10 protein-coding genes are annotated in these 13,935 nt (G+C 57.2%); 5 read left to right on the top strand and 5 right to left on the bottom strand.

All coding sequences use genetic code 11. The features are described from left to right. The first annotated feature begins 205 nt into the window (after positions 1-205). From rdgC to sugE, 3 genes are all read left to right on the top strand, one after another. Positions 206-1,126, top strand: coding sequence for a recombination-associated protein RdgC (rdgC, locus tag ACW9IR_RS25350; RefSeq protein ID WP_007919763.1), 921 nt, complete (start codon positions 206-208; stop codon positions 1,124-1,126). 148 nt (positions 1,127-1,274) lie between these two features. Continuing rightward, a complete protein-coding gene (locus ACW9IR_RS25345; RefSeq protein ID WP_457465378.1) occupies positions 1,275-2,240 on the top strand; it encodes a bile acid:sodium symporter family protein in 966 nt (321 codons plus the stop codon). A gap of 119 nt (positions 2,241-2,359) precedes the next feature. Further along, positions 2,360-2,674 carry a quaternary ammonium compound efflux SMR transporter SugE gene (sugE, locus tag ACW9IR_RS25340; protein ID WP_320337248.1) on the top strand — a complete coding sequence of 105 codons (315 nt, stop codon included), beginning with the start codon at positions 2,360-2,362 and terminating at the stop codon, positions 2,672-2,674. Positions 2,675-2,771: 97 nt separating this feature from the next. On the opposite strand, the gene ACW9IR_RS25335 is transcribed toward sugE, so the two are convergent. The 5 genes from ACW9IR_RS25335 to ACW9IR_RS25315 all read right to left on the bottom strand — a co-directional run bounded on the left by ACW9IR_RS25335 (position 2,772) and on the right by ACW9IR_RS25315 (position 9,527). After that, a complete protein-coding gene (locus ACW9IR_RS25335) occupies positions 2,772-4,646 on the bottom strand; it encodes an MFS transporter (RefSeq protein WP_457465376.1) in 1,875 nt (624 codons plus the stop codon). 99 nt (positions 4,647-4,745) lie between these two features. After that, on the bottom strand, positions 4,746-5,897 hold the full coding sequence (locus ACW9IR_RS25330) for a TDT family transporter (protein WP_457465374.1): 1,152 nt from the start codon (positions 5,895-5,897) through the stop codon (positions 4,746-4,748). Between the two features lie 105 nt (positions 5,898-6,002). After that, positions 6,003-6,314, bottom strand: coding sequence for a cupin domain-containing protein (locus tag ACW9IR_RS25325; RefSeq protein ID WP_457465373.1), 312 nt, complete (start codon positions 6,312-6,314; stop codon positions 6,003-6,005). Between the two features lie 92 nt (positions 6,315-6,406). Continuing rightward, a complete protein-coding gene (locus tag ACW9IR_RS25320) occupies positions 6,407-8,254 on the bottom strand; it encodes a membrane-associated oxidoreductase (protein WP_457465371.1) in 1,848 nt (615 codons plus the stop codon). Between the two features lie 73 nt (positions 8,255-8,327). Then, positions 8,328-9,527, bottom strand: coding sequence for an MFS transporter (locus ACW9IR_RS25315; RefSeq protein WP_457465369.1), 1,200 nt, complete (start codon positions 9,525-9,527; stop codon positions 8,328-8,330). A gap of 91 nt (positions 9,528-9,618) precedes the next feature. Here ACW9IR_RS25315 and ACW9IR_RS25310 point away from each other — a divergent pair, with 91 nt between their 5' ends. After that, complete coding sequence (locus tag ACW9IR_RS25310; RefSeq protein WP_110720810.1) at positions 9,619-10,161, top strand: TetR/AcrR family transcriptional regulator; 543 nt, start codon at positions 9,619-9,621, stop codon at positions 10,159-10,161. A 247-nt stretch (positions 10,162-10,408) separates the two neighbouring features. Then, entirely contained in the window at positions 10,409-13,879 is a 3,471-nt protein-coding gene (locus ACW9IR_RS25305; RefSeq protein ID WP_102900833.1) for a hybrid sensor histidine kinase/response regulator, read from the top strand. Positions 13,880-13,935 lie beyond the last annotated feature (56 nt).

Below are 13,935 nucleotides of genomic sequence, written 5' to 3'. Positions count from 1 at the left end.
CATTCTGCTTGTAAGGCAGACGCTCTCCCAGCTGAGCTAATCACCCTTCGCTTCGGTGTGGCGCGCATTCTACGGAGCGACCCAACCTCTGGCAAGCACTTTTTTAAATAATTTTCTCAGGCCTTCCAAAGGCTTAGAGAAGGGTTGGCCTATGAGACGGCGAAGACAATAATGCCCCCCTTTGTATAAAGGAGAGACTCACCCCATGTGGTTCAAAAACCTGCTTATCTATCGCCTGACCCAAGACCTGCCTGTCGATGCCGAGGCGCTGGAAACTGCACTGGCCACCAAACTGGCGCGTCCATGTGCAAGCCAGGAGTTGACCACCTACGGTTTCGTCGCGCCGTTCGGCAAAGGCGAAGATGCTCCGCTGGTGCACGTCAGCGGTGACTTCCTGCTGATTTCTGCGCGTAAAGAAGAACGCATTCTGCCGGGCAGCGTCGTGCGTGACGCGGTCAAGGAAAAGGTCGAAGAGATCGAAGCCGAGCAGATGCGCAAGGTCTATAAGAAGGAACGCGACCAGATCAAGGATGAAATCATCCAGGCGTTCCTGCCGCGCGCCTTTATCCGTCGCTCGTCGACCTTCGCCGCCATCGCGCCGAAACAGGGTCTGATCCTGGTCAACTCGGCCAGCCCGAAACGTGCCGAAGACCTGCTGTCGACCCTGCGTGAAGTGATCGGCACCCTGCCCGTTCGTCCGCTGACCGTGAAAATGTCGCCTACCGCGACCATGACCGAATGGGTCACCACGCAAAAAGCCGCCGACGACTTCTATGTACTGGACGAGTGCGAACTGCGCGACACCCACGAAGACGGCGGCATCGTGCGTTGCAAGCGGCAGGACCTGACCAGCGAAGAAATCCAGCTGCACCTGAGCACCGGCAAAGTGGTCACTCAGTTGTCGCTGGCATGGCAGGACAAGCTGTCGTTCATGCTCGATGACAAGATGACCGTTAAACGTCTGAAGTTCGAAGATCTGTTGCAGGATCAGGCAGAACAGGACGGTGGTGATGAGGCGCTGGGGCAACTGGATGCCAGCTTCACGCTGATGATGCTGACGTTCGGCGACTTCCTGCCGGCTCTGGTGGAAGCGTTGGGTGGGGAAGAGACTCCTCAAGGCATCTAAAGCCGTGTGATGTCCAAACTGTAGGAGTGAGCCTGCTCGCGATGAGGGACTGACATTCAACTTATGTGTTGATTGAAAGATCGCTATCGCGAGCAGGCTCACTCCTACATTTGTTTTGTGGTGTTCATTTAATAATAAGGATCAAGCCATGCGCGCACTGGCTGCACTCAGCCGCTTTGTCGGCAACACCTTCGCTTACTGGGTTCTGATTTTTGCTGTGATTGCGTTTCTGCAACCGGCGTGGTTCCTCGGCCTGAAAAGCGCGATCGTACCGTTGCTCGGGCTGGTCATGTTCGGCATGGGCCTGACCCTCAAACTCGACGACTTCGCCGCTGTTGCCCGCCACCCGTGGCGTGTGGCGCTGGGCGTGGTTGCCCATTTCGTGATCATGCCCGGTGTGGCGTGGTTGCTTTGCCAGGTGTTTCATCTGCCGCCGGAAATCGCCGTCGGGGTGATTCTGGTCGGCTGCTGCCCAAGCGGCACGTCGTCCAACGTGATGACCTGGCTGGCTCGCGGTGATCTGGCGTTGTCGGTCGCCATTGCTGCCGTCACCACCCTCCTCGCCCCGCTGCTGACCCCGGCGCTGATCTGGCTGCTGGCTTCGGCGTGGCTGCCGGTGTCGTTCATGGAGCTATTCTGGTCAATCCTGCAAGTGGTGTTGCTGCCGATCATCCTTGGCGTGGTTGCCCAGCGTTTGCTCGGCGACAAGGTTCGTCACGCCGTCGATGTGTTGCCGCTGGTGTCGGTGGTCAGCATCGTCATTATCGTCACCGCCGTCGTGGCCGCCAGCCAGGCGAAAATCGCCGAATCCGGTCTGCTGATCATGGCCGTAGTGATGCTGCACAACAGCTTCGGTTATTTGCTGGGCTACTTCACCGGGCGCCTGTTCAAGTTGCCGCTGGCCCAGCGCAAATCGCTGGCGCTGGAGGTGGGCATGCAGAATTCGGGATTGGGCGCGGCGTTGGCCAGTGCGCATTTTTCGCCATTGGCGGCAGTGCCAAGCGCGCTGTTCAGCGTCTGGCACAACATTTCCGGGGCACTGCTGTCGACGTACTTCCGGCGCATGAGTGAAAAGGAAGATCGCGATTCGCTGGCGCAACAAACGGCCGACTGAGGCGCAAACTTGATCCCCGGGTTAATGCTCGTCAAACTAGCGCGCAACGCGGGGACGACCCTGCGGCTCGATCGAGTCATTAATCTGGGGACGACCCCGTCAATCGATGGAGGTCTTGCATGTCCTGGATCATTCTGTTTTTCGCCGGCCTGTTCGAAGTCGGCTGGGCCGTCGGCCTGAAATACACCGACGGCTTCACCCGCCCACTCCCCACCGCACTGACCGTTGCGGCCATGGCCATCAGCCTTGGCCTGCTTGGCCTTGCGATGAAGGAATTGCCGCTGGGTACGGCCTATGCGATCTGGACCGGTGTTGGTGCCGTGGGCACGGTGATTGCCGGGATCATTCTGTTTGGCGAGTCGATGGCGTTGATTCGGCTGGCCAGTGTGGCGTTGATCATTACCGGGTTGATTGGCCTTAAGGTCAGCGCTTAGGCATCTACCGCAATCGCGAGCAGGCTCACTCCTACAGGGAAACGCATTTCAAATGTAGGAGTGAGCCTGCTCGCGATAACGCCAACACAATCAGCGACTATCTGACAGCCCCGCGCAACTCCCCGACCAACCCCTGCAACTTCGCCGGCTCAGCCACATCAATGCCTACCGGCGCTCCCGCCACCAACGTCACCCGCGACCACAACCGCCGAAACACACCTTTATTCGGATCGCGACTGAAGAAACTCCCCCACAACCCCTGCAACGCCAGCGGAATCACCGGTACCGGCGTCTCCTCGAGAATCCGCGTCAGCCCGCCCCGGAATTCGTTCATCTCGCCGTCGGCGGTCAACTTGCCTTCCGGGAAGATGCACACCAGCTCGCCGTCCTTCAGATATTGAGCAATCCGGGTGAAGGCCTTTTCGTAAATCTGGATGTCTTCATTACGTCCGGCAATCGGAATTGTCCCCGCCGTGCGGAAGATAAAGTTCAGTACCGGCAAGTTGTAGATCTTGTAGTACATGACAAAGCGAATCGGCCGACGCACTGCACCGCCAATCAGCAAGGCATCGACGAACGACACGTGGTTGCACACCAGCAATGCCGCGCCTTCATCGGGAATCGCCTCAAGGTTACGGTGCTCGACGCGGTACATGGAATGGCTGAGCAGCCAGATCATGAAACGCATGCTGAACTCGGGGACGATTTTGAAGATGTAGGCGTTGACGCCGATATTCAGCAGCGACACCACGAGGAACAACTGCGGGATCGACAGCTTGGCCACACTCAGCAGCACGATCGAGACGATGGCCGAGACCACCATAAACAGCGCGTTGAGAATGTTGTTGGCGGCAATCACCCGCGCGCGCTCGTTTTCAGCGGTACGTGACTGGATCAAGGCATACAGCGGCACGATGTAGAAACCACCGAAGATGCCGAGGCCGAGGATGTCAATCAACACTGCCCATGTGTGCACGAAACCGAGCACTTCAATCCAGCTGTGGCCGGTGACGCTGTCGGGAATTCCGCCGGAATGCCACCACAACAGCAAACCGAACACGGTCAGACCAAACGAGCCGAACGGCACCAGGCCGATCTCGACTTTGCGCCCAGACAGCTTCTCGCAGAGCATCGAGCCGAGCGCGATACCGACCGAGAACACCGTCAGAATCAGGGTGACCACGGTCTCATCACCGTGCATCCACTCTTTGGCATAGGCCGGAATCTGCGTCAGGTAAATCGCCCCGACAAACCAGAACCACGAGTTGCCGACAATCGAGCGCGACACCGCCGGCGTCTGGCCCAAACCGAGTTTCAACGTCGCCCACGACTGGCTGAAGATATTCCAGTTCAGGCGCATTTCCGGGGAGGACGCCGCTGCACGGGGAATGCTGCGGCTGGCCAGATAGCCCAGCACGGCAATCCCGACGATCGCGCAGGACACCAGCGGCGCGTAGTGCGAGGAAGACATGATGACCCCGGCGCCAATCGTCCCGGCGAGAATCGCCAGAAACGTGCCCATTTCCACCAGGCCGTTGCCGCCCACCAGCTCCTCCTCGCGCAACGCTTGCGGCAGGATCGAATATTTCACCGGCCCGAACAGCGCCGAATGCGTGCCCATGGCGAATAGCGCCACCAGCATCAGCGACAAATGATCGAAGAGGAAACCGACCGATCCTACGGCCATGATCGCGATTTCCGCGAGTTTGATCAGACGAATCAGCGCGTCCTTGGCGAACTTTTCACCAAACTGCCCGGCCAGTGCAGAGAACAGAAAAAACGGCAGGATAAACAGCAACGCACACAGGTTGACCCAGATCGAACGGTCACCCTCGATGGTCAGCCGGTAGAGAATGGCGAGGATCAGCGACTGCTTGAACACGTTGTCGTTGAACGCGCCAAGGGACTGCGTGATGAAGAATGGCAGGAAGCGCCGGGTGCGCAGCAGGTTGAACTGTGAGGGGTGACTCATCTTCCGTGTTTCCCTGATGTTTAAGGTAGAGAGGCCTGGGTACTGCTTATTGGATTCTCGAACCGCGATCCAGGCCACACCTTACCTAAAACTTTCAGGTTATTTCTTCAAACCTGCGATGCACGGCGAGACAAACAGCTCGCCACGCCACGCACCTTGCACGGTGCGTTTGCCGACAATCAGCCACATCACCGCCAGCAACATCACCAACAGCGTGCCGACGACGCTGAAAAACGTCAGGTTCAGAGTGCTCGCCAGTTTCAGGGTTGCCAGCGAATACACGCCCAACGGGAAGGTGAATCCCCACCAGCCGAGGTTGAACGGAATGCCGTCACGCAAGTAACGCAAGGTGATCAGCAGCGCCATCAGCATCCACCACAGACCAAAGCCCCACAGCGTAATCCCGGCAATAAGTCCCAGACCCGAGGCAATTTCACCGATGCCCGGCAGACCGTTCGCCGCGAAGATCGCTGGTGCATCACCGCCCAACAGCAACATGCCCAGCGCACCGGTGCCGATCGGGCCTAGGGCCAGCCAGCTCGAAGCGGCCATGTTTTCGTGGGGCAGTTTATGCAGAGCCATGCGCAGCAGCAGAATCGTCAGAATGCTGAACGCTACCGGTAGGGAAAAGGCCCAGAGCACGTAGCTTGTCGTCAGCACCACCAGTTGCGAGTGGGCATCGGGGAGATGCGGCGCGAGTAAACCGCCACTGGCCGCTGCCACTTCGGCTGCGACTACCGGCAGCAGCCAAACGGCGGTCATCTGGTCGATGCTGTGTTCCTGACGGGTAAACATCATGTACGGAATCAACACGCCGCAAGCCAGTGACATGGCCACATCAATCCACCACAACACTTCGGCGAGATGAATCACGCCGTCGCCCCAGCGCGGCAGACCAAACAACAGAAAGCCGTTGATGATCGTCGCCAGGCCCATCGGAATCGTGCCGAAGAACATCGATACCGTGGAGTGGCCGAAAATCCGCCGCGCTTCATCGAAGAACAAGATCCAGCGCGCAGCGTACGCAGCGGTAAACAGGCTGAACAACAGAATGTTGAACAACCACAAACCTTCGGCGATGGCATGCAGGCCTGGAATGACCAAAGGCAATTGCGCCAGCGCCAACGCCAGCACACCCGTGCCCATGGTGGCAGCGAACCAATTCGGGGTGAACTGGCGGATCACTTCCCGTGGATGCTGAAGCTGACTGAGCGGCTTGATGCCGGGTTTCGCACTGTTGGGGCAAATCATCATGAACTCCTGTCCTCTGGTGAGGTTGAGTCCATGGTAGAACCGAATCGAATATCTATATAACGGGTAATATCTCTAACTGTTATCTGTTTTACCAATAAGCAGTCAGACGCTGCCTTCTTTTTCGATCACCAGAATCCGCGCCGCGCCTTTTGGATGGGCGACGTGCTCGGTGCCGACGCTCGCATAGAAGATGTCGCCGACATCCAGCTGCACCTGTTTTTCTTCGCCCTGCTCGCGGTAATGCATCAGCACTTGGCCATCGAGCACCACAAACACTTCCTCGCCATCGTTGACGTGCCATTTGTACGGCTGATCCGTCCAGTGCAGGCGCGTGGTGATGCCGTTCATGTTGGCGATGTCCAGCGCGCCCCAGGCGCGCTCGGCGGTGAAGGACATACTGCGGATAATTTTCATAATATGATCCATGTCATGAGTTCAACACGCAAAAATCCACTTATCGATATTTATAACAGGCATAAACAATTTGACTAAAAAATCCCGCACCTTTAGCTCTTCCTCCTCGCCAACCCAGAAACCATAGCAACAAATAACAAACTAAACCCCCACCCTGCTAGGATTTCACACCACATAACGAATCGAACAAGCCGCTTGACACTGAAAAAACCCAACAATTCGTCAACAGCATTACTTTTTGGAGTAGAAATCAGTGGAGCCCAATCATTTTCCTGATGCAAGTCCACCAAAGGAAGTAACAAGTCGAGAGAAAACGCAATCGGACTGAATCCTGTATATTCTTCAGGCAAAGCATCGCAAAGATACCAGTTCCCAACATACCCTCCACTATCCTTCTTTTCCACAACGGACAATGTAGGTCGACACGCGCTATACGCAGGGTTTTGAAAAACAAGAGGATTACTTGGTGCAAAAACAGCAAAACAACTGGCCGCCACCCAGTATATAACCGCACAACAAATCCAAACAGCAAAAAACCACCGAAGCAAGAGCATTGGCTGATAGCCATACCCGGTCAACTTACCGTAGCAAATATGCATAAACCTTGCTAGCTGTGTATAGGTAAAGCGACGAATAATTCCCAAACCTTTAGGTGTTTGCCCAATCAAACAAAATTCCCGCATTCTATTTTCAAACGCGATACCAACCTCATTAGCTTCTTCTACATGCCCCATTTCCTCGAGGCGATTTTTTAGCTGCCGCCAAGGTTGAGGCCCAAATGAAAATCGGCCGCCCGCGCTATGTTTTTTCTGTTGTTTGTCTAGCCACAAAATTCGATTTTCCACAGACATTGATGCATCAACATCAATAAAATCATAGATAAATCCGTTTAACTCGAGGTCACTCCCCCACGAGGATGAATCGTCGTTCAGCACAGAAACTCTTGCACCAACCAGTGACACTGAACTTAGTGGCGGATTTATCTCACAAAGAATGAATTCACCTTCAACCACAACCCTATTAGCATTCAACGAACCGATTATCGAAGAGTATAACGTCAGGTCTCCAGACACTCGCGATCCAACCAGACAGATCTGACCCTCAACATTTGCCCCTCTTAAAAAAATATCTCCCGTAACGTGCATCCCCTCAGCAACAATAGCCATAGCTTCAGGATTAACAAACCTTCCTCCATCAAAATCAACACAGCCTGAAACTACTGCACCAATCAAGCTAACTTCCCCCACGGATTTAAATCCATTTGAGAGAAGAATACCTCCCCCTACAGTCACCGCATCCAGACATAATGGCACCCCCCCCAAGAAGCTTCCATTATGACAGTTAACCTGCCCTTCGACTCTAGCACCAATTAAACGAACTTCATCTCTAGCAACAAATCCAGAGTCAAGGCATAGGTCGCCTTCGACCTTAGCACCATCAAGAAATAGCGCATGATTTTTCGAACCAAAAAGCTCTGCACCAGAAAAATATATAGACCCAGAAACCCTAACCGACCTTAATTCAATTCGAGCACTTGATACCACATTAATGAAAGACAAATCGCCATCTATTACAGCCTGACTAGACTCCACCCCCGACACGCAGCAATAATTAAAACTAACAGCGCGCTGAAAGCGGGTATATGAAAAACATAGACTCTCCTCAAACCTGCACTTCCTCAATTTCACTGAGACAGGAACAATCGCCGAATCTAAATTAAGGCGCCCTTCAATAAAGGCACCACTGAGCATAATCCCATGCTCATGAATTGGTGCAGAGTCATCACCACCTAAAGCTAAAAACCTTAAAAAACCAGCCCGAATGGAATTTTCTGGTGTGACAGACTCCGGAACCTCTGATGAAATCACAGTTCCCCTACCACGAGAAATACCATCTAACAACCTCCGCTCTGCATCTCTGAGCGGTTCAAAATCTTCCAAGGAGCGTCCGTATGCTTTTTGCATCTACCTAAACCCAATAACATCAAAAAGTTACAACAAATTAACCCCATGCTTAAACATCTTCAATCCTGATTCCGGCCTCAACATCAGAAAACCTAATAAAACCTGCTATTAATGCGGCAAGCGCCAACACTATCAGTACCAAACAGTAACCCTCAGAAGTGACTAAAAGCCCAAATAAACGAGTCAAATGCCCCGCCAACAACGCCGGCAGACAGAACGCCAGATAACTGAGCACGTAATACGCCGCCATCAACCCCGCCCGCTCGTGAGGCAAAGCCAGCGGCACGAGGCTGCGCACGGCACCGAGAAATCCCGAACCAAAGCCGCAACCGGCGACCAGCGTGCCGAGGAAAAACACCGACAGACTGGCGCTGTGCACGCCCAGCAGAATCAACACCAGACCGATCGGCAGCAGGCTCGCGCCCAACTGCAATGCTCGCGCGGCGGGACGATTGCGCATCATGAAAATCATCAATGCACCGGTCACCGTCAGGGCAGCCACGGTTGCGCCGCCGATCAGATTGGAAGTCGAACCGGTGGCGGTGCGCACCAGCGATGGCGCGAGGGAGGCGTAGAAACCGCCGAGCGCCCAGGTTGCGGTGTTCAGCGGCAACACTCGCCACAACGTTGAACGTGCCTGCACCGGCACATGCAAAGTCGGCCGCAACGATGCCCACGCTCCGGCTTGCGGCGTAACGCTTTCCGGCAGACGCCACACATAAATGCCCTGCAATACAAACAGTGCGAGCAGCAGCCAATAGGTCAGTTGCAGCGGTGCCGGCGCAAATTCGGCCAACAAACCGCAACCCATGCCGCCCAAGGCCATGCCGAGCAACGGCGCGACACTGTTGATCAGCGGCCCCTGCTGACGATCCGTGTCGAGCAGGGTCGCGCTTAAAACAGCGGTGGCCATGCCGGTGGCAAATCCTTGCAGAACACGTGCGCTGATCAGCCACGCCACGCTGTCGGCATAGATAAACAGCAGCATCGCCAGCGCGTTGAGCAGCACGGCGGTGAAGATCACCGGTTTGCGTCCCAGGTGATCGGACAGCGAGCCGACAGTTAATAGCGCCGCCAACAGGCTTAGGGCGTAGACGCCGAAAATCAGGGTCAGAACAGCTGCCGAGAAATGCAGTTGATCCTGATACAAGTGATACAGCGGCGTCGGCGCCGTGGAAGCAGCGAGAAAACTGAGTAAGGTGATCGCCAGAAACCACAGGCTGGATCGATTGGAAGCAAGGCTGATCATGGGCACACTCCGCAAAAGCTAATTTTTTGCTTTTGCGGAGTGTGCTACTGCCTTGCGCTTAAAGCAAATTCTTTGTGTTAAGGTCTGCCGCATGGCTATTAAAGAAGGTTTACGCCCCGGCGGCCGCAGTGCCCGGGTGCAAGATGCAATTCATTCGGCAGTCCGTGCGCTCCTGCAGGAACAGGAGCGCTCGACCGTGACCGTCCCGCAAATCGCCGCTCGCGCCGGGGTGACGCCATCGACGATTTACCGGCGTTGGGGTGATCTGTCCGCGTTGCTGGCAGACGTCGCCCTCGCCCGCATGCGCCCGGACAGCGAGCCGGCGCAGACCGGCAGCTTGCGCAGTGATATTCGTGCGTGGGCCGAGCAGTATCTCGACGAGATGAGTTCGGAGCCTGGGCGCAATATGATGCGCGACGTGCAGGCGAGCGCTACGCCGGGGTATTGCGTGACGATCATTGGCGCGCAATTGCAGACGATCATTGAGCGGCATCCGGATGAAGCGGCGCCAAGTGTCGATCGGTTGATCAATCTGGTGGTCGCGCCAGTGGTGTTCCGGATTCTGTTTTCGGCGGCGGCGCTGGAGGCGGATGAGCTGCATCGGCTGATCGAGATTGCATTGCAGCAGGACTGACGCCATCGCTGGCAAGCCAGCTCCCACAGGGAGCTTCAGCGAATCCGGATTTTGTGCTCACCCGAGTAACTGTGGGAGCTGGCTTGCCAGCGATGAGGCCCGACCGGTCACCGCAAAAACCACCCGGTTCTCGCCCTGCGACACCCCGCCACGCCACGACCTTGGTCGACACTGACTAACCGCCCCGCGCATGCGAGACTGTCCGCCCGGGCAGGAGTGCCGGGGAGTCTTTTGTCGGGAGTGTTGCATGTCGCTGTCCACCGGGCTGATCGCCGCCGTCGCCCTGGCCTATATGGCCATCATGTTCGCCATCGCCTTCTACGGCGACCGGCGCAGCGCGCCGTTGCCGCCGCGCGTGCGTGCCTGGGTGTACAGCCTGTCGCTGGCAGTTTATTGCACCAGCTGGACGTTCTTCGGCGCAGTCGGTCAAGCCGCCGAGCAATTGTGGTCATTCCTGCCGATTTACCTCGGGCCGATCCTGCTGTTAGTGGGCGCGCCGTGGGTCCTGCAAAAAATGGTGATGATCAGCAAACAGGAGAACATCACCTCCATCGCTGACTTTATCGCCGCGCGTTACGGCAAATCGCAATCGCTGGCAGTGGTCGTAGCGCTGATCTGTCTGGTCGGCGTCCTCCCCTACATTGCCCTGCAACTCAAAGGCATCGTCCTCGGCGTAAATCTGTTGATCGGCGCCGGTGCCGATGCCATGGGCACTCGTGCGCAGGACACCGCGCTGATCGTGTCGCTGGTGCTGGCGCTGTTCACCATCGTTTTTGGTACGCGCAACCTCGATGCCACCGAACACCACCGGGGCATGGTGCTGGCAATTGCTTTCGAATCGCTGGTCAAACTGTTCGCCTTTCTCGCCGTTGGCGCCTTCGTCACCTATGGCCTGTATGACGGTTTCGATGACCTGTTCAACCAGGCCATGCTCGCCCCGCGCTTGGAGGAATACTGGAAAGAAACCATCAATTGGCCGTCGATGGTGGTGCAGACCGGCGTGGCGATGATGGCGATCATCTGTCTGCCCCGGCAGTTCCATGTGACGGTGGTGGAGAACATTGATCCGCAGGATCTGCGGCTGGCCAAATGGGTGTTTCCTGCCTATCTCGCGCTGGCCGCATTGTTTGTAGTCCCGATCGCGCTGGCCGGTCAGATGCTGCTGCCCAGCGACGTACTGCCCGACTCCTTCGTGATCAGCCTGCCCTTGGCGCAGGCGCATCCGGCGCTGGCGATGCTGGCGTTTATCGGTGGCGCATCAGCGGCAACCGGCATGGTGATTGTCGCCAGTGTGGCGCTGTCGACCATGGTCTCCAACGACATGCTGTTGCCGTGGTTGCTGCGCAGAAATAACGCCGAGCGCCCGTTCGAAGTGTTCCGCCAGTGGATGTTGTCGGTGCGGCGCGTGAGCATCGTGGTGATTCTGTTGCTGGCGTACGTCAGCTATCGCTTGCTCGGCTCGACCGCGAGTCTGGCGACCATCGGCCAGATCGCCTTCGCCGCCGTGACTCAACTGGCGCCCGCCATGCTCGGTGCCTTGTACTGGAAACAGGCCAACCGTCGCGGCGTTTTCGCAGGTTTGGCGGCGGGCACTTTCCTCTGGTTCTACACGTTGATCCTGCCGATTGCCGCGCACAGTCTCGGTTGGTCGCTGAGCAGTTTTCCGGGGCTGGCGTGGCTGCACAGTAATCCGCTGAACCTGCCGATCACCCCGCTGACCCAAGGTGTGGTGTTGTCGCTGGCCGGTAACTTCACCCTGTTTGCCTGGGTTTCGGTGTTATCCCGCACGCGCGTGTCGGAGCATTGGCAGGCCGGGCGTTTCATCGGTCAAGAGATCAGCGCACGGCCGAGTGCACGCTCGATGCTGGCGGTGCAGATCGACGATTTGCTGCAATTGGCCGCGCGTTTCGTCGGCGAAGAACGTGCGCGCCAGAGCTTCATTCGCTTCGCCTATCGCCAAGGCAAAGGCTTCAACCCGAACCAGAATGCCGACGGCGAATGGATTGCCCATACCGAGCGCTTGTTGGCCGGTGTGCTTGGCGCTTCTTCGACGCGTGCTGTAGTAAAAGCCGCCATCGAAGGTCGGGAAATGCAACTGGAAGACGTCGTCCGAATCGCCGACGAAGCCTCCGAGGTACTGCAGTTCAACCGCGCTCTGCTGCAAGGTGCGATCGAGAACATCACCCAAGGCATCAGCGTGGTCGACCAGTCGCTGAAACTGGTGGCCTGGAACCGTCGCTATCTGGAACTGTTCAACTACCCGGACGGTTTGATCAGCGTTGGCCGACCGATTGCCGACATCATCCGCTACAACGCCGAGCGCGGTTTGTGCGGCCCCGGTGAAGCGGAAGTCCACGTTGCCCGGCGTTTGCACTGGATGCGTCAGGGCCGCGCGCATACCTCTGAACGTTTGTTCCCCAACGGCCGGGTGATCGAGCTGATCGGCAACCCGATGCCCGGTGGCGGTTTCGTCATGAGTTTCACCGACATCACTGCGTTCCGCGAAGCCGAGCAGGCGTTGACCGAAGCCAACGAAGGGCTTGAGCAACGGGTCAGCGAACGCACTCAGGAACTGTCGCAACTCAACGTCGCGCTAACCGAAGCCAAAGGCACCGCCGAAGCCGCCAACCAGTCGAAAACCCGCTTCCTCGCTGCGGTCAGCCATGACTTGATGCAGCCGCTGAACGCCGCCCGCCTGTTCTCCGCCGCCCTCTCCCATCAGGACGACGGTTTGAGTAACGAGGCGCAGAAACTGGTGCAACACCTCGACAGCTCGTTGCGCTCGGCCGAGGACCTGATCAGCGATCTGCTGGATATCTCCCGACTGGAAAACGGCAAGATCAACCCCGATCGCAAGCCGTTTGCGGTCAATGAGCTGTTCGACACTCTCGGTGCCGAGTTCAAGGCACTGGCACAGGAACAGGGATTGACCTTCCGTGTACGCGGCAGTCATCTGCGCATCGACAGCGACATCAAATTGCTCAGACGAATTCTGCAGAACTTCCTCACCAACGCATTTCGCTACGCCAAAGGGCCGGTGCTGTTGGGTGTGCGTCGACGTGGCGGCGAGTTGTGCCTGGAGGTGTGGGATCGCGGGCCAGGGATTCCGGAAGATAAACAGCAGGTGATTTTCGAGGAGTTCAAGCGCCTCGACAGCCATCAGACCCGCGCCGAAAAAGGCCTCGGGCTGGGTTTGGCAATTGCCGATGGCTTGTGCCGGGTGCTCGGCCACACTTTGCGTGTACGTTCGTGGCCAGGCCGCGGCAGCGTGTTCAGCGTCAGCGTGCCGCTGGCTCGCTCACAAGCCGTGCCGGCGAGCGCCGCGGTTGAATTGAGTGGCAAATTGCTGAGCGGCGCGCAAGTACTGTGCATCGACAACGAAGACAGCATTCTGATCGGCATGAACAGCTTATTGAGCCGCTGGGGCTGTCAGGTATGGACGGCGCGTAATCGTGAGGAATGCGCGGCGTTGTTGAACGACGGCGTGCGACCGCAAGTGGCGCTGGTCGACTATCACCTCGATCACGGGGATACCGGCACCGAGTTGATGGCGTGGTTGCGCACGCATCTGGGTGAGCCGGTGCCGGGAGTGGTCATCAGTGCTGACGGGCGACCGGAGATGGTTGCGCAGGTGCATGCGGCGGGGCTGGATTATCTGGCCAAACCGGTGAAGCCGGCGGCGTTGCGGGCGTTGTTGAGTCGGTATTTGCCGCTATAGAAGCAAAAGATCGCAGCCTCCGGCAGCTCCTGCATGGGTACGGCGTACATCCTGTA

This window comes from Pseudomonas sp. SDT291_1_S447 (genome assembly GCF_054070155.1).
This window is presented reverse-complemented; position numbering and strand designations above follow the sequence as displayed.